The organism is uncultured Lacinutrix sp., from assembly GCF_947500605.1.
In the GTDB taxonomy this organism is placed as follows: domain Bacteria; phylum Bacteroidota; class Bacteroidia; order Flavobacteriales; family Flavobacteriaceae; genus Lacinutrix.
Window position 1 is genome coordinate 147,169 of the sequence record NZ_CANMSJ010000007.1, and the last position, 18,462, is coordinate 165,630.

General features: G+C 32.1%; 14 protein-coding genes. 10 read left to right on the forward strand and 4 right to left on the reverse strand.

The window, feature by feature from the left end:
- Positions 1–139: 139 nt before the first annotated feature.
- The 6 genes from Q0935_RS11435 (at position 140) to Q0935_RS11460 (ending at position 3,247) form a co-directional block, all read left to right on the forward strand.
- Entirely contained in the window at positions 140–280 is a 141-nt protein-coding gene (locus Q0935_RS11435) for a hypothetical protein (protein WP_299386012.1), read from the forward strand.
- Positions 281–343: 63 nt separating this feature from the next.
- Positions 344–1,768, forward strand: coding sequence for a viperin family antiviral radical SAM protein (locus Q0935_RS11440; RefSeq protein ID WP_299386014.1), 1,425 nt, complete (start codon positions 344–346; stop codon positions 1,766–1,768).
- Positions 1,765–2,058: a hypothetical protein gene (locus tag Q0935_RS11445; RefSeq protein WP_299386017.1), complete on the forward strand. Its 294-nt coding sequence runs from the start codon at positions 1,765–1,767 to the stop codon at positions 2,056–2,058. The genes Q0935_RS11440 and Q0935_RS11445 overlap by 4 nt, the downstream gene beginning before the upstream one ends.
- Before the next feature lie 4 nt (positions 2,059–2,062).
- Positions 2,063–2,473 (forward strand): hypothetical protein, encoded by a 411-nt coding sequence (locus Q0935_RS11450; protein ID WP_299386020.1) that lies wholly within the window; start codon positions 2,063–2,065, stop codon positions 2,471–2,473.
- Positions 2,474–2,563: 90 nt separating this feature from the next.
- Positions 2,564–2,923, forward strand: a complete 360-nt coding sequence (locus Q0935_RS11455; RefSeq protein WP_299386023.1) for a hypothetical protein — start codon at positions 2,564–2,566, stop codon at positions 2,921–2,923.
- A 54-nt stretch (positions 2,924–2,977) separates the two neighbouring features.
- Positions 2,978–3,247: a hypothetical protein gene (locus Q0935_RS11460; protein WP_299253819.1), complete on the forward strand. Its 270-nt coding sequence runs from the start codon at positions 2,978–2,980 to the stop codon at positions 3,245–3,247.
- Positions 3,248–3,547: 300 nt separating this feature from the next.
- On the opposite strand, the gene Q0935_RS11465 is transcribed toward Q0935_RS11460, so the two are convergent.
- The 4 genes from Q0935_RS11465 to Q0935_RS11480 form a co-directional block, all read right to left on the reverse strand.
- The gene (locus tag Q0935_RS11465) at positions 3,548–6,406 is read right to left on the reverse strand and encodes an alpha-amylase family glycosyl hydrolase (RefSeq protein ID WP_299386025.1); all 2,859 of its coding nucleotides are present in this window, start codon (positions 6,404–6,406) and stop codon (positions 3,548–3,550) included.
- 109 nt (positions 6,407–6,515) lie between these two features.
- Positions 6,516–7,547 carry a SusE domain-containing protein gene (locus Q0935_RS11470; RefSeq protein WP_299386028.1) on the reverse strand — a complete coding sequence of 344 codons (1,032 nt, stop codon included), beginning with the start codon at positions 7,545–7,547 and terminating at the stop codon, positions 6,516–6,518.
- Positions 7,548–7,558: 11 nt separating this feature from the next.
- Positions 7,559–9,457, reverse strand: a complete 1,899-nt coding sequence (locus Q0935_RS11475; protein ID WP_299386029.1) for a RagB/SusD family nutrient uptake outer membrane protein — start codon at positions 9,455–9,457, stop codon at positions 7,559–7,561.
- A gap of 14 nt (positions 9,458–9,471) precedes the next feature.
- On the reverse strand, positions 9,472–12,381 hold the full coding sequence (locus Q0935_RS11480) for a TonB-dependent receptor (protein WP_299386032.1): 2,910 nt from the start codon (positions 12,379–12,381) through the stop codon (positions 9,472–9,474).
- A gap of 270 nt (positions 12,382–12,651) precedes the next feature.
- Between Q0935_RS11480 and Q0935_RS11485 the strand changes: the two genes are divergently transcribed.
- The 4 genes from Q0935_RS11485 (at position 12,652) to Q0935_RS11500 (ending at position 18,225) form a co-directional block, all read left to right on the forward strand.
- Positions 12,652–13,692: a LacI family DNA-binding transcriptional regulator gene (locus Q0935_RS11485; protein WP_299386034.1), complete on the forward strand. Its 1,041-nt coding sequence runs from the start codon at positions 12,652–12,654 to the stop codon at positions 13,690–13,692.
- Positions 13,693–13,824: 132 nt separating this feature from the next.
- Positions 13,825–15,198 (forward strand): MFS transporter, encoded by a 1,374-nt coding sequence (locus tag Q0935_RS11490; RefSeq protein ID WP_299386036.1) that lies wholly within the window; start codon positions 13,825–13,827, stop codon positions 15,196–15,198.
- A gap of 3 nt (positions 15,199–15,201) precedes the next feature.
- Positions 15,202–15,858 carry a beta-phosphoglucomutase gene (pgmB, locus tag Q0935_RS11495; RefSeq protein ID WP_299253842.1) on the forward strand — a complete coding sequence of 219 codons (657 nt, stop codon included), beginning with the start codon at positions 15,202–15,204 and terminating at the stop codon, positions 15,856–15,858.
- 60 nt (positions 15,859–15,918) lie between these two features.
- Positions 15,919–18,225: a glycoside hydrolase family 65 protein gene (locus Q0935_RS11500; RefSeq protein WP_299386038.1), complete on the forward strand. Its 2,307-nt coding sequence runs from the start codon at positions 15,919–15,921 to the stop codon at positions 18,223–18,225.
- Positions 18,226–18,462 lie beyond the last annotated feature (237 nt).

Here is an 18,462-nt window from a genome sequence, read left to right on the forward strand (position 1 = left end):
AAAAGAGGTCTATATCCCAAATATAGTCGGTCTGTCACAAACTAGAAAATTTAATTCCAATCATCTGCATCTTTACAGTAATAACAAGAAGTTTAGTAGAGTGCTAAACTCTTAAAAATCTAATTAAAGATATAATATTATGAGCAATTTAAAACAAAACAATCACAAATCAAATCAAGCAAATTCAAACAAAGGAACATCTGGAACTAATGCTGCAAATAGTAAAGCGCATGGTAACAGAGGTAAGCAATTAAATCCAAACCAGAATTCTAAAAAGTAAATATTAATAATACCTCGTCTTTTTTAGAAAGGCGAGGATTAACTAACCATTAAACTTAAACCAATGAAAACCAAAATTACATTAAGCGGATTTGCAGGAACAGGAAAATCTACAGTAGGAAAACTTATAGAAAGACAATTAAAATTTGAATTTATATCTGTTGGAAATTATACTAGAACATTTGCAATGGAAACGTATGGAATGACTATTAATCAATTTCAAAAACATTGTAATAGTCATCCAGAATTAGACCATTTAATTGACGATAAATTTAAAACAGAATGCAATAGTAAAGACAATATAGTTATTGATTATAGACTTGGGTTTCATTTTATAGACAACGCTTTTAATGTGTTATTAAAAACATCTGATAAAAAGGCATCGAAAAGAATAAGTTTAGGAAGTAGAGTAGATGAGGTAACGAGTCCAGAAGGAATAAAGTTGAGAAATGAAACCATGAGAACACGTTTTATAGAGCGCTACAATGTTGATTTTACAAACGAGACTAATTATGATTTAGTTATTAATACTGATGATTTAACACCAAAAGAAGTATCGCAACAAATAATTAAACATTACCAAGAGCGCGGTGCTGTAATTGCAATACCAAGTATCAATTTTCACTTATGGGAACCGTGTAATATGCGTTGTAAGTTTTGCTTTGCAACTTTTCAAGATGTTAAACAGACTATTTTACCTAAAGGACATTTGCCCGAAGCGGAGGCTTTACAAGTAGTAGGAAATATTGCAGCAGCAGGTTTTAAAAAAATAACGTTTGCAGGAGGAGAGCCTTTATTATGTAAGTGGTTACCAAGTTTAATTAAAAAGGCAAAGCAATTAGGTATGACTACTATGATTGTAACCAATGGGAGTAAATTAACAGACGCTTTTTTAAAAGAGAACACCGCCTACTTAGATTGGATTGCAGTAAGTGTAGATAGTTTAGAGGACGAAAACAATGTTAAAATAGGAAGAGCAATTACAGGAAAAACACCATTAAGTAAAGCATTTTATTATGGTTTAGTGGATAACATTAAAAAGTATGGCTATGGCTTAAAGATTAATACTGTAGTTAATAAAGTAAACTATATAGACAACTTAACAGCGTTTATTGAATACGCTAAACCACAACGTTGGAAAGTGTTACAAGTATTGCCAATCGTTGGGCAAAATGATGCTAAAATTGACGAGTTTAAAATAACAGCAGCAGAGTATAATTATTTTTTAACTACACATAGTGATGTAAAAACAATAGTACCAGAGTCTAATGATGAAATTAAAGGAAGTTATGTAATGGTAGATCCAGCAGGACGTTTTTTTGATAATGCACAAGGCATACATAATTACAGTAAACCCATTTTAGAAGTAGGTGTAGAAGAAGCTATTAAAACAATGGATTATGATTTGGGTAAGTTTTTAGAAAGAGATGGTATTTATGAGTGGAGTAATAGCAATCAAAATGTAAGAAAGGAGGACTTAAAATCATGAGTAATTATATAGCAGGTTTTTGTAAAACAGAACATTTTACTTATCGTCAATGGGATAGAACAGTTAATGATAGTCTATTGAGATCTATCTTAAAAAATGTAGACACAAATAAAACTAATACACTTCTTATAGTGAGTAGAAAAGTATTAAAAAAGGTAAATATTAAAGTAAACAAAGAGCTATTCATTAAAATAGATAACAACACTTTAATTACTTGTTTTTATTGTGAACTACAAGAGTATTATACAAGAAACAGAGAACAAAATTATTTAATAATTAGTAAAATATAATAGTATGAAAAAGATAGTATTAATAGACATGAATGGTGTTTTAGTAGAATTAGGAGACGGACCTTTTAGCGAAAATAAAAATAAAGAAGGTTTTTTCTTGAATAATAAACCAATGGAAGGCGCTGTAAATACTTTTAAAGCTTTGAGCGCTAAGTATGATTGCTACATTGTATCAACACCAGTTTGGAGTAATCCGCATTGTTGGATGGAAAAACGCTTATGGGTTGAAAAGCACTTGGGTTTGGAAGCTAATAAAAGATTGATATTAACACATCATAAAAACTTAGTAAAAGGAGATTATATTATTGATGATACTAAAAATCATGGCGTAGATAAATTTGAAGGACAACATATTCATTTTGGTACTGATACATTTTTAAAATGGAATAATGTTTTAGATTTTCTATTGGATTAAATTATCACTATAAATTTAGTTATTGTAATAACGTATAAATAGCTTTGTTAATTCTTAATATAAAAACATACATTGTAATTAACATCCAAAATGCAAATAACCCAACTACCAGGAATCTACAACATAACAGGAAGCAACCAAGACGAAGCAGGAGTAGCCTACAAAGGCACACTAGAGTTAACGCTAGACGAAAACAATAGGATTAACGCTAAGTGGACCATTAACAATAACCAAGAGCAATTAGGAACAGGTTTCTTTAAGGATAACATTTTGGTTATTAATTTTAATTACAAAGGCGATGATGATACTATTTACAAAGGCGTTGTAGTGTATAAATGTATTACTAAAGATATTCTAGATGGTTTTTGGTCTGAGAAACACGGGAATCCATTATATTTAGGTGAGGAGCGTTGTTTTAGAGTAGGTTTACAACAAGAAGTAGTTAATTAAAATGAAATTTTCAATTGTAATAAGTATTATTATATTTATAAAAAAAATGAAACAATGTTAGAAATATTAGCTTTAGGTTACTTTATAAAACAAATTAGAAAAGTTGCAGAAGAGAAAGGAATAGAACCTAAGAAATGGATAATAGCAACAGTTGTGTCTTGGTTTGCAACAGAAATATTAATTGTTGTTATGGCTTTTTTATTCTTAGATATCGATAGTGATTCTATTTTAGTAGTTATAATTCCAGCATTAGTGACAGCAGCTATTGTAGCTTATTTTATTTTGAATACATTGAAGCAAAAAGAACCCATTAAAGTATCTTAAACTATTTTATAATTTTAAAACTAAAGCTCTTATTTATAAGGGCTTTTTTTTAGTGTTTCCAATAGTAAACGACTCTTCACTTCCCAGTACAGTAAGTTTTTTGTATTTCTTTTATCAATTTTATAACGGTCTAAAACAAAAAAAGCACTTCAAAAAAATGAAGTGCTTTTAAATTCTCATAATAATGTTTCAGAGCTTATTTTTTACAACTTTAAAAGTTTAGTGGAAAAAAGTTGTTCCATTATTTTGCTCTGCATTTATTATGTAGAGACCCTTTTTAATGAATAACATTTAAAGGTTTTAGTTAATAATTAAGCGTTTAGAAACTGTTTGGTTGAGGTTGCTTAATCTTAATAGATATAAACCTTGAGAGAAACTAGAGATGTCAAATTTATATTTCGAATCAAAACTGCCTTCGAATGTTTTAACCAGTTTTCCTGTAATATCGTAAACTAATACTTTATCTAATGGTGTGTTTACCTGAAAAGAGTTTGAAGCTGGATTTGGATACACCGTAGCGTTTAAAAAAGCTTCAAAATTACTAACAGAAAGTGTCGACTCTTTATTTCCAAAGATTTTAAATCCTCCAGCAGGAATAGTAATAGTACTAGAAGTATTTGTAACGTTAATAATGGTGTTTCCTGTAACATCCATTAAATCGTGCCATGCACCAGTGTAAGGAAAGTTAGGAACGACGTCTTGAGCATTAACATCAAAATTTGCCAATATAACTACATTTTTAAGTTGAGTAGAAGGTAAGGCATCATCCCAAATGTATATTTTAGGAGTGATACTATTATCCGATTGGTTTATAGTATAATTACCTTCAAAAACAGCTTCGTTTATTTTTAAGTCATTTATCCTTGACCAATCGTTATAAATTTGATTTCTGTTAGCATCTGCTTCCCAATTATCTGTCCATTGTGGTTGAGGTTTTGTATCTAATTTACAATCGCCATCTGTACCGCTAGTATCGTTTACAGTGCCGTTATTACATGTAAATATTGAGTTTTCCATACCTAGCTCTCCCAAATGCCAAATCATTTTTGGACCAGGAATAGTTAAGCTTACTGCACCTAATGCAGACATTCTTGATAAAGCTGTATTTAAATTTGTTACATCATGAGAAGAATTAGTAGCATTACCAAACTGAAGGTTTTTGTACATTAAACGTTCTTCGTCATGACTTTCGGCATAGCCAACTAATCTAGGCGCATTATAACCTCTATTTACATGTCCCATTGCTTCAATATTGTTATCTGAATTATAGCCCATTGTTAATTGGTTATAAGGATCTGTTAATTTTCCCCAAAGCATAATTCCTTTTGAAACACTTTCATTAAGTCTGTAATTTGCCCATTCGATTTCTTCGGTAGCACTACCACCAAAGCCTAAATGTTCGAAAATTACATAATGCGTTGGATCTAAGTTCCATGAGTAGTCTGCATATTGTTTAAGAATTGCAACACGATCTGCTTGATAAGCATTTGTATTTGCATCGCTGCCTTCTGCATTTTGAGTAAAACCTTTTGTTAAATCCCAACGTAATCCGTCTATTTTAAATTCTTCTACCCAATGTTTAACAACGCGTTCAACATAATACTGTGTGAGTGTAGATTGGTGATTAAAATCTGAACCAACATTATAACTGTGCATTGCAGTTGTATTAAAATATGGGTTCTCTGTACTTGGTTCTCCCCAACCATCACCATCGGCATCACTCATCCACATTCTGTTCATTGGATTTCTTCCAAAAGCATGGTTTAGTGCCACGTCTAAAATAACGGCGATGTTATTTTGATGACATAAATCTATTAACTCTTTTAATTTAGCTTCTGTACCGTAAAACTTATCTAAAGCCATGTGAAAAGAGGTGTTATATCCCCAACTCTCATTGCCTTCAAATTCCATTATTGGCATTAACTGAATAGCGTTAACATTAAGATTTTTAAAATAATCTATTTTGTCTATTAGGTCTTGAAAGTTTCTATCGGCATCAAAATCTCTAATTAAAACCTCGTAAATTACTAAATCTTCTTTTTTAGGCTTATCGAAGTTTGTAACTACCCATGGATAATCTGTTTGCCCTGTTTGTAAAACGGTTACTTCACGTTCTTGTCCTACAGGATAGGTAGGTAGGTTTGGATATGTAGTGGCAGGAATATAAGGATCGTCGTAAGGAGAAAGTACTAATGTTGAAAATGGATCGGCGGTTTTAACCATTGTAGGCGAATTTGCAATAGGCGATTGGTCTACAACCCAATATTGATACGTTTCAATTTGGTTAGGCGTTAAACCTGTAAGTTCTAACCAAAATTTATCTGATGAGGTATCTTTTTTCATGGCGTAAGTAGCGTCTGGATTCCAGTTGTTAAAACTACCTGCTACATAAACAAAATCTTTATTTGGGGCTTCTAATACAAGAGTTGCCGTTGTATTACTGGTATAGTTAATTCCGTTTTCTAAACCACTAGGTAAAGCTTGACTTTGTGTATTGTTTACTAATATGTTAAAATATTTTGTAACCGATGTGCTTCCTTGCGTTACTATTAATTCGCAATTTTGATTTTCAGTAATATTAGAAAAGAAATAACTATAGAAATTAGTTGTTGCCGTATTAATAGGTATTCCGTTTGCGTTTAATTGGTAAGTAGCATTTCCGCTTGTGTTTTGAGCTAGTATTTGTGTTCCACTTCCAGAGTCTATTACTACGGTACTATTTGTAGGACTTGGATTTATAATGGTGACTTGAAACGAACCTACAGCTATTTGTAAATCTGTACTTTGTTGGCTGCCATCGGCACTACGTAATACAATATTAATAGCGGTTATTGAGCCAGCATTACTATAGTTGTAAAAATCTCTAATTGTAGATGTTAAATCTAGTTTATATATGTTTCCAGAGACTAGAGTTAAAGCTGGTTGTGTAGTATTGTTTCCCCAACTACCAATAACGTTTTGCCAGTCTGCACCGTCATCTATGGTAACTCCTGTATGTGCATAAATAGTTCCGGTATAGGAGTCTAGACCAGTTCCTGTTTTATCGAATAGTAGAGTAGCAGCGTCTGTTTCTTCTGGTGCTGTTCCTCCTTGCCAAGATATTTGAGCATAGGTGTTTAAGACACTTAGAAATAAGACTAAAGATAGTATTTTCTTCATTTTTATATTTTTTTAGCGTGAAATAAGTTTTATAAATTATGAAACAAAAAAGCCTATCTAGTTGTTAATTATAAATAGGCTTTTTTTTTATTTCAATAAGAATATTTGTTTAAGGAATTAACTCTAATGTGTAGGTTTGATTAAACAAATCCATAGTAATTTTATATATACCTTCTACAGTAATATCTATGTTATCACCACCTGATTCTAAAGTACCATCGACTCCAGTATCTCCGTAATTTACTCCCCAATCATTATTAAGTCTAAATTTTATTTGACCATTGATTAAGTTTACATAGGTTACATAAACATCATTACCTGCTGGATAGAATGGCCAATCTGGTCCATCCCAAGCATTAGGAGTGGCATCACCAACTAGTCCCCAAATATCTTCGGTTGAAGGTTGAAGAGTATAGGTAAGATTGTTTAAATCCATTGTAATGTAGTAAGTACCTGCTGTTACAACTATATTATCTCCGCCACCTTCTAAAGTACCATCGACTCCTGTGTCTCCATAATTAACAGTCCAATCGTTATTTTCTCTAAACTTAATTTCACCATCGATTAAATGTACATAAGTAGCAAAAACATCTTCTATATCTGTTTTGTAAAAAGGAACATCTAGTCCATCCCAAGCATTAGGTGTTGCGCTACCTACAATGCCCCAAGTAGTACTTATATCAGACAGGGCAGGATAAGGTGTTACTGTTAAATTTACTGCTTCAGAATAAATACTATTAACGGTACTTAACACAACTTCAATTTTAACTTTTACTTGCGCTTCTTCGTTAGGCGCTAGCTCTAATGCAATTAAAAGTGCATTTAATTGTTGAGCGGTAAAAACCTTTTGAAAAGGTGTATTTGCTGTAGCACTTTCTGGAGACGAAAAATCACCATCTATAGTATCTATTAATATCTTATAAGACATTGGTGCTGCATCAAAACCATAATCTGGATCTGTCCAGGTTACTGTAAGTGCATCAAGTTCAGAATTGGCTTCGGTTAAAACTACTGTGTTTTCTGAAAGCGTTATTTCTGGAACTCCGTTGCTGTTTATTTCTGTTATTTCAGTATCATCACAACTCACAAAAAGTGTTGTAATAAACAATGAAAGGATTGATTTATATATTATATTTTTCATTTTAATAGTTATTAATACCCTTCATTTTGAGAAAGGTTAGGGTTAACTGTTATAATACTTGTAGGTAAAGGAAATAAGTTTCTATAATCTGCTACCGAAGTTCCAAGAGGATCATTTCCTTTATAAGGCCATAAGTAAGAATTTGTAGTAAAGTAATTATAACGTATTAAATCTGTACGTCTTTGTCCTTCCCAATACAATTCTTTTGATCTTTCGTCAAGGATAAAATCTAGGGTAACATCTCCACTAGAAACGTTAGCACTAGTTCCACCAGTTCCTCTTTCTATTAATTCATTAATTTTTGTAGTTGCGAAACTTAAATCACCACCGGCACCACCTCTTACAGTAGCTTCAGCATAGTTTAAGTAAATTTCAGCTAAACGAATTAATGGAAGATCTGTGTCTACAAAATCACCTGCAGCATCAACACCTTGGTTACCATTACTATCTATGTTTTTAAATTTTGTAACTGCATATCCTTCGGTAAATTCTGAAATATCTTCAATTTCTAAATTCTGACCATCTGCATAAAACATTGCACGTTGATCGCTAGTAGGAGTAAAAGGAGTGATAGAGTAGGTAAGTGCATCTAAATTTAAAGTAATTTGATACGTACCAGCGGTAACAGCAATATTTTCTCCACCAGCTTCTAATGAGCCATCTGCTAAATCATCACCATAGTTGTTTCCCCAATCTTCATTAAATCTGAATTTTAAAAAGCCATCTGTAAGTGTTGTATATAATGTAAATTGGTTTGTACTTGTTTCGTACATTTCTGTATCTGGTCCTCCCCATCCATTTGGTGTTCCATCTCCTACAATTCCCCAATCTGATTGTGTACCTGAAGCAACATTTAAGTCGTTAAGGCTTAATTCTGGAAATTTCTCTACTAAACTTTTAGTCGTTCTTATGCCTGCCCAGCCACCATTTACACCAAACTCTGTAGCATCCATAGAACCACCAATAGCAGCATGTACTAAAAATGTAGAACCACCATAGGTTTGAGATCTAAGACCATCGAAATTTAAGGCAAAAATAAACTCGTTTTGAGCGCCATTGGTATCATTATCTGCAAGGAATAATTCGTCATATGCAGTTCCGTTTCCATTAGCATCATTTGTATTAATAGAATATGTAGAGTTTATAACATTGTTTGAGTAGGTAACACAATCTGTATAACGTGCTGTTCCTGTCCAAACTTGAGCATTTAAATATAATTTAGATAATAAAGCCCAAGCTGCAACTTCGTCTACTCTTCCATATGCATTAGCTCCACTAGGTTTTAAGCTGTTTTGGATTTCTAATAGCTCTGTCTCAACAAAGTTAAATAACTCTATTCTTGAAGCTTGCTGTGGTAAGTCTGTAGAAACAGATGTTACTAAAGGAACATTACCATATAAATCTATAAGGTTATAGTATGCAAATGCTCTTAAAAAACGAGCTTCGGCAATAAAATATTGCACTTCAGGATCTGCTAATGCACTAGCGTTTTCTATAAATGAATTACAGAAAGAGACCTCTTGTGCTAACCTAAAATACATCGCTTCGGTAAAATCGTTACTTCCAGACCAATATTGACCGTGTAAATCTGGCAAACCTGCGTCTCCCCAACCAACAACTGCGTGGTCTGTTGTTAATTCATTTAAATTAAATAACATTCTAGAATATTGCGAAAAACCTTCGTCTATATCTGCAATATCTGCCTGCCCAGATGGTCCTTGTTGCCCTGTTAATGCTAAACTGGCATATAATTTGGCTAAAGCGCCTTGTGCTTCTGTTGCGTTTGCAAAAACGTCTTGCTCAGTAAAACTGTCTGGATCAATTGGTAATTGATCTAGGTCTTCATGACAAGATACTAGTCCTATAGACAATGCCATGATTACCATTAAATGTTTAAGTTCTTTTTTCATTTTTCTTTTATTAATTAAAAATCAATGTTTACTCCCATGACAAATGATCTAGGTCTTGGATAAAAATTATTATCTATTCCTAAATTTATTTCTGGATCTAAGCCTTCGTAATCTGTTATCGTTAACACGTTTTGTAAAGATCCGTAGAATCTAAATGTTGTGTTTTTTACTTTATTTAAAGTATAACCAATAGTGATATTATCTATTTTAAAGAAAGATGCTTCTTGCACAAAGTGATCACTTAATGCTGTTCTATCGTTAATTACAGTAAAACCACTATTATAATAATCTGAATGAATATTAGACAGAATACTATTGTTAGTTGCATTTGCTAAAATACCTCCACTAGCTTCAACGTCGTTATACATATAGTTACCTAAGCTAGCTCTAGATTGTAAAGAGAAATCCCAATCTTTATAACTTACATTGGTATTAAAACCCATTAGTATATCTCCAAACGGATCTTCTTTAATATACTTATCATCTTCATTTATAATATCATCTCCATTTCTATCTACAAATACGCCTTCTAATGGTGCTCCTGATGCGCTATAAACTTGCTCATAAACATAAAAACTGTTTGCAGATTCTCCTTCTCTGTGTACTTGAACGTTGTTACCAACACCTGTTGAAATGCCACCTTGTGGCTGGTCTACAGATAATTTAGTAATTTCATTATCATTTAAAGCAATATTGTAATTAACAGACCATTCAAAATCATCAGTTTTAAAAGGTATTAGGTTTAAGTTAAATTCTAAACCTTTGTTTTCCATGTTACCAATGTTTGCATTAATTCTATTACCAAAGTTTGTAAAAGGATCTACTAACGAACTAGCAATAAGATCGTTTGTTTCTTTTTTGTAAGCATTTATAGAACCTGAAACGCGTCTATTAAGAAATGCATAATCTAAACCAATATTAAAGGTTCTTCCAATTTCCCAACGTAAGTCTTTATTAATAGGTTCTGGTCTATAAGTTTGATAAAAGCTATTACCAAATTGATAGTTTGCTGTATCTGTACTTCCTTGGTATCTTGTTAAAAATTGGTAGTCTCCTAAACCATTAATGTTTCCTACTTCACCATAACCTACACGTAATTTTAATTCGTTAAAGAATGATTCTTGCATAAAATCTTCTTTATGTATACTCCATGCAGCAGCTACAGAAGGAAAGATTCCCCAACGGTCGTCTGGATTTAATTTTGAAGATGCATCTGCTCTTACAGAAGCAGTTAAATAGTATTTACCATCGTAATCGTAATTTGCTCTACTAAAATAAGATAATAAAACGCTTTTAGATTTATCAATAAATTCAAATTGATTACCATCTTCTTCAGCTTCACTATCATAACTATAGTTGTCGTATTCAAAAGATTGATAAGCATGACCTGCTGCAACAGTTAAATTATGGACATCTTTAAAAGATTTTTTATAGGTAAGGTAAGCGTCAAAAATTTTATTGTCAGAATTCTGAATATAATTTGTTCTTGCTCCATTAAATGTTGGATCTGAAGTTGGAATAAATTCTGAAGTAATTGTTCTTCCATGACTGTTTGAAGTGTCAAAACCTACGTTAACGGTAGCTGTTAAGTTTTCAAAACCATGTATTTTATAGTCTAATTTAGCATTTCCTACAAATCTTCTAACTTCAGCAGTATCGTCTTTTAAATCTAATAAAGCTAAAGGATTACTTGGAGCTAGGTTGTTTTGGTTTCCTGTTCCTGAGTCTAACCAAGCAAAATAGCCTGCGTATTGAGAACTAGGATCGTATATTGATTGAGTTGGGTCAAAACTTACAGCACTACCAATTGCACCTCTATCTGCAAAAGTGTTTTCAGTATACATTGCTCTTGCATTTAATTCAACATTTAAATGGTCGTCTAATAAACTAGGTGTTAAACTTAAAGAACCTGTAGTACGTTTTAAATTATCGGTCTTTAATACACCTTCATGTTCCGAATAACCAATTGAAGCTCTCATTGGAATGCCATATGCACTACCTAAAGCACTAAAGTTATGGTCTTGCCCAAATGCCGTTCTGTATATTTCTTCTTGCCAATTAGTATTAGCATTACCTAATAAAGCTATTTCCGCAGGTGAACCTACTTCGTTTATTAAGGATCTAAATTGGTTTGAAGATAAAACTTCAATTTCATCAGCAGGACTGTAAACAGTAGTTTGTGAACTTATACTAAATTTAAAGTCCTTGTTTTTTCCTTTTTTTGTAGTAATTAAAATCACACCATTTGCTCCTCTAGAACCATAAATAGCAGTAGAAGATGCATCTTTTAAAACTACAAATGTTTCTATATCATTTGGGTTAATAAAGTTTAATGGGTTTCTTGATCCTCCAACACCACCATTGTCTAATGGAATTCCATCCACTACAAATAAAGGTTGTGTTGTTAAAGATAAAGATCCTGCGCCACGTATGTTTATACTTTGCCCATCTCCTGGAGCTCCACTACCAGAGGTTACATTTACACCTGCAACTTTACCACTAATAAGTGATTGTGCAGATACAATTGGTCCTTTATTAAAGTCTTCGCTTGTTAATAAGTCTGTTGTACCCGTTAAATCTTCTTTTTTAACTCCTCCATAACCAATAATCACTATTTCTTCTAATAATGAGCTATCTTCTAATAAAGCTGCATTAATTTGAGATTGGTTATTGTATGTTACTTCTGTACTAGAATAGCCTATGTAAGAAAAAACGAGTATATCTCCTTTGTTTATTTCAATGGAATATTTACCATCAAAATCAGTCGTTGTACCTTTTGTTGTATTTTTTATAACAACATTTACATTTGGTATGGGAATGGCTGAAGCTTGTTCTGTAACTGTTCCAGTAATTGTACTTTGTGCAAGTAAAACCGTAGGTATAAACAGTAAAGCTAATAGAAGCCTTTTAAAAATTGTTTTCATACAATAATATTAAATTAGTTTAAATTTTAAATGTATATTTTTACTTCTCGATGATAAATCTATGTAAATTTTATGTTAAATATTTGTCAGGCCACGTATATAAAGCAACGCAAACGTTTTCGTGTTGACAACTTTTTGCGAATTTTATAAAAACACTATATAAATTGCCACATATCGATATTAAATTAGTAGGAATTAGATTAATTAGATATTTTTAACCTACTATTTTTATTAAATCCTAAAACATTAATTTCAGACATAGTTGTATTTATGAAAAAAAAGATAACATTAAAACAAATTGCTAGAGAATTAGATGTCTCTATATCAACAGTTTCTAAAGCATTAAGAAATAGTATAGAAATTAGTGAAGATACACGCCAAAAAGTGCAAGCTTTTGCTAAGTTTTATAATTATAGGCCAAATAATATAGCGCTAAGTTTAAAAAATAGAAAGACTAAAACTATAGGAATAATTATTCCAGAAATTGTACATCATTTTTTCTCCAAGGTTATTAGTGGTATTGAAGCAGTGGCAAATAAAAGAGGTTACAATGTTATTGTTGGGTTATCTAATGAGTCTTTTTCAAAAGAAGTCATTAACATGGAAATGTTAGCTAATGGTAGTATTGATGGTTTTATTTTATCTATTGCTAAAGAAACACTACAACAGCAAGATTATCATCATTTTACAGAAACCATTAATCAAGGAATGCCTATTGTTATGTTCGATAGGGTAGTTAACGAAATTAATTGCGATAAAGTAATTGTAGACGATTTTTTAGGTGCTAAAAAGGCAGTAAGAAAACTAATTGATAATGGTTGTAAAAATATTGCAATTATTACAACTAAAGACTATGTTAGTGTAGGTAGGTTAAGAACGCAAGGTTATTTAGAAGCACTAGAAGACCATAAAATAAATCCAAAATCTAACCTAATTTTAAAGGTTGATGACCAGTTATTATCAGAAGATCACCTAGATTCTTTAGAAAAAGAAATAGAAGTTTTATTTAAAAATAGTAAAAAATTAGATGGCATTTTTGCTGTTAATGAACTCTATGCTTTAACAGCAATGAAGGTTGCTAGAAAGTTAGATTTAAAAATTCCAGAAGATATTCAAATCATTGGTTTTACAGATGGCGTTTTGTCTAAGCACGCTGTGCCTTCGCTAACTACGGTAAGTCAGCATGGACAAAAAATAGGAGAGAAAGCAGCCGAATTATTGATTAATAATTTGGAGCGCGAAGACGAAGAAGATGTTTACGAAACTGTAATTATTGAAACCGAATTAATAGAACGAAATTCAACAAAATAAAAAAATAACCTTGACCATTTAAAAACTTTTATATCTTTACAGCATTCAAAACTTATATTTTTACTTCTCAGGTAATATAGTTTTGATAGGTTTTTTCGCTTATCAAATAGTATCAACTAATAAAATACTATTATGAAAAAACGCACGCTTGGTTTTTGGGAAATTTGGAACATGAGTTTCGGTTTCTTAGGAATCCAATTTGGTTTTGCATTACAAGGAGGCTTTATGTCTCGAATATTTCAAACATTAGGAGCAAGTAAAGATGAGATTCCATTATTATGGATCGCAGCACCTTTAACTGGTTTATTGGTTCAGCCAATAATTGGTTACATGAGTGATCGTACTTGGAGTATTAAATGGGGAAGACGTAGACCGTTTTTTCTTATTGGAGCAGTCTTAAGTTCGCTAGCATTATTTTTTGTACCATTTTCTCCAGCACTATGGGTAGCAGCAGGATTTTTATGGATTCTAGATGCATCTATAAACGTGTCTATGGAACCCTTTAGAGCTTTGGTTGCAGATAAATTACCAGATTCACAACGGTCTTATGGTTTTGTCGTTCAGACTTTAATTATAGGTATTGGTACTTGGGTTGCTAGTAATTTACCTTGGTTAGTATCAGAGTTAGGTGTCAGTGATTCTGCAGGATTAGGTGTTATTCCAGATTCAGTTAAAATAGCATTTGCCATTGGTGCATTTGTGTTTTTAGCGAGTATCCTTTACACTGTTTTTACTACAACAGAATATCCTCCAGAAGATATGGAAGAGTTTGAGCGCGAGAAAGCCAAAAAAAATAACTTCATTCCAGACATTTTAAATAACATTGGCAATATGCCATTAACCATGAAAAAATTAGGAGTGATCCAATTCTTTTCTTGGTTTGCCTTTTTTACTATGTGGAGTTTAGCTAATCCAGCACTTACAGAGCATGTATTTAATACACCAGCTCCAATAGAAAGTGCTTTTAATATGGCAGATACAGTACAAAAAGCTGCATTTGATATGCAAAATACAGCCTTTCAAAAATCATCAAATTTAGTAGGTTCAGCAATGGGTATTTATGGATTATCGTCTATGGCTTTTGCTTTACTATTAGTATTGTATACAGCAAAAAGACGCATTAACAGAAAACTAGTGCATATGGTATCACTAATGTTAGGTGGTATAGGATTTTTGTTAATGAATTATGCTTCACCAGAGCACTTAAAGTATTGTTTTATACTTATTGGTTTTGCTTGGGGAAGTATTTTATCTATGCCTTATGCTATGTTATCCAGTTCTGTAGATCCAAAAAAAATGGGTGTGATTATGGGAATCTTCAATATGTTTATTGTAATTCCACAAATTATAGCAGCACTTGGAGGTATTAATTTTATCTCAGGACTATTAGGCGAAGACGCCATAAATGCAATGACTGTTGCAGGAATAAGTTTAATAATTGCAGGACTTTGCAACTTATTAATTACAAATAAAAACGCAATTACGTACCAAGCAGAAGAAATTTAAAAGATGAATAAAAAAGGATTCATATTCGATTTAGATGGTGTCATTGTAGACACTGCAAAATATCACTTTTTAGCTTGGCAAAACCTTGCAAAAAGTATAGATATAGATTTTACACACGAGCAAAACGAACAACTTAAAGGTGTTAGCCGCGTAAAATCATTAGAAAAAATATTAGAATGGGGAAATAAAACTATTTCAGAAGAATTATTCGCCTCATTAATGGGTAAAAAAAATGAAGAGTATTTAAGCTTCATTGCAAAAATGACTGATGAAGAAATCTTACCAGATGTCCCAAAGATTTTAGAGTATTTAATCGCTCAAAAACAGCCAATTTCTTTAGGTTCTGCAAGTAAAAACGCACGACCAATTTTAGAAAAAGTCAACTTGCTTTCAAAGTTTGATGCTATTGTAGATGGTAACGATGTTAGCAAAGCTAAACCAGATCCAGAGGTGTTTTTAATAGCAGCACAGCATTTAAACATGAAACCAGAAGATTGTATTGTGTTTGAAGATTCTGTAGCAGGAGTACAAGCTGCTAATACTGCAAATATGATTTCAATTGGTATTGGTGAAAAACACGTATTACATGAAGCAGATTACATCTTTTCAGATTTCACAGAAATTGAAAATAGCTTCATAGAAGAATTAATAAATAGATAAAAAATGTTGAAAGTCACGCATAGTTTATTCAAAGTGATTTTTATCAAAAAAATATAAAAAATGAATCAAGATTATATACAACCAGACAATTGGTCTATAATTGAAGAAGGCTTTGATAAAGAAAGAGTAAAGTCGTCAGAAAGTTTATTTAGTATCGGAAATGGCGCCATGGGACAACGTGCTAATTTTGAAGAACAATACACAGGTCCAACCTTTCAAGGAAGCTACATTGCTGGTGTTTATTATCCAGATAAAACTAGAGTGGGTTGGTGGAAAAATGGATATCCAGAATATTTTGCAAAAGTATTAAATGCACCAAATTGGATAGGTATTAATGTAGAAATTAATGGCGAACAATTAGATTTAAACACCTGTGTTTCGGTTTCTAATTTTAGAAGAGAACTTAACATGAAAGAAGGTTGGTTGTCTAGATCGTTTACAGCTACGCTTCAAAATAATTTAGAGGTAGAAGTGAAGGTGCTTCGTTTTTTAAGTTTAGATTTAGATGAAGTTGGAGCTATTAATTATGAGGTTAAACCATTAAATAATGATGCTACAATTCAATTTCAACCGTATTTAGATTCTGGTATTACTAATGAGGATACCAATTGGGACGACCAGTTTTGGGATACTTTAAATGTAACTACAGAAAAGGAACAAGCATTTATTGAAGCAAAAACCATGAAAACGGGTTTTAATACCTGTACATTTATGCAGTCTTCGGTTTTTGTAAATAGCATAAAACAAGAGCAAACACCAGAAGTAGATAAACAACCTAATTTTATTTCTTTTACTTACAAAGTATCTTTAAAATCAGGAGAAACTGCAAGTATCCACAAGTTTGGAGGTTATACAGTAGATAGAAATCACGATAAAAACCAATTAGTAGCAGCAGCTAAAAAAGCGTTAGATACTGCTTCAGATTTAGGATTCAATGCGCTTTTAAATAAGCAAAAAGAGGCTTGGTCTAAAATCTGGGAAATGTCAGATATCACTATCGATGGTGACGTAAAAGCACAACAAGGTATTCGTTTTAATATCTTTCAACTTAATCAAACCTATTTAGGAAAAGATTCTACTTTAAATATTGGCCCAAAAGGATTTACAGGCGAAAAGTATGGTGGCAGTACCTATTGGGATACTGAAGCGTATTGTATTCCTTTTTACATGGCTACTAAAGACCAAAAAGTAGCAAGAAGCTTACTGCAATATAGATACAATCACCTAGAAAAAGCAATTGAAAATGCCGAGAAATTAGGCTTCAAAAATGGAGCTGCATTATATCCAATGGTAACCATGAATGGTGAAGAATGCCATAACGAATGGGAAATTACTTTTGAAGAAATTCATAGAAATGGAGCTATCGCTTTCGCTATTTTTAACTATTATCGTTATACAGGAGATTACAGTTATATTCCAGAGATGGGATTAGAAGTCCTTATTGGTATTGCTAGATTTTGGCAACAACGTGCTACGTTTTCAACAGATAAAAACCAGTACGTAATTTTAGGTGTTACAGGACCAAATGAATATGAAAACAATATAAATAACAACTGGTACACTAACTATTTAGCAAAATGGTGTATTGACTATGCGTTAGAAAATATTGACAAAGTAAAAGAAGGACATCACGACGATTATTTGCGTATTACAGGAAAAACAAAAATCACTCACGAAGAGTTACATACTTGGAAAAAAGTAGCAGATAATATGTATTTTCCATATTCTGAAAAACACCAAGTGTACTTACAACAGGATGGCTTTTTAGATAAAGAATTAATTACAGTTGCAGATTTACCTAAAGTAGATAGACCAATAAATCAAAAGTGGAGTTGGGACAGAATCTTACGTTCGCCTTACATCAAACAAGCAGATACTTTACAAGGTTTTTACTTCTTTGAAGATCAATTTTCTACTGAAGAATTAAAACGTCATTTCGATTTTTACGAACCATTTACAGTACATGAAAGTTCGCTTTCTCCTTGTGTGCACAGTATTCAAGCTGCCAAGTTAGACCAAATGGATCAAGCATATACGTTCTATTTACGTACGTCTCGTTTAGATTTAGACGATTATAATAAAGAGGTAGAAGAAGGTTTACACATTACTTCTATGGCTGGAACTTGGATGAGTATTGTAGAAGGTTTTGGAGGTATGCGTATTAAAAATGATATGCTAAATTTTGAACCTCGTATACCAAAAGAATGGGATGCGTATTCGTTTAAAGTAAACTTTAGAGATCAAATATTAAAAGTAAATGTGTCACAGTCTGAAACGACTTTCGAGTTAGAAGGGAATACAGATTTAAACATAATTATAAATAATAAACCCTTAATTATTTCTCCAAATAACTTGGTGAAAGCTTAAACTAAACACACTAATTAAGACGCTAAAATTAGCACCTATTGCATTTGTCGTTTTAATTAGTGTTAGTTTTTCTTGTCTGAACAAGATTTTAAGATGTGGTTTCATAAACAGCTCTAAATGGAAAAACATCAAAAAATAGCATAATTGGTGAAACCCGATGTGTAAGATGAGATTCTTTTACTTTGGAAAGAAAGCATACTAATAACCACAAAATTGTAACGATTTGTCATTCAGAAC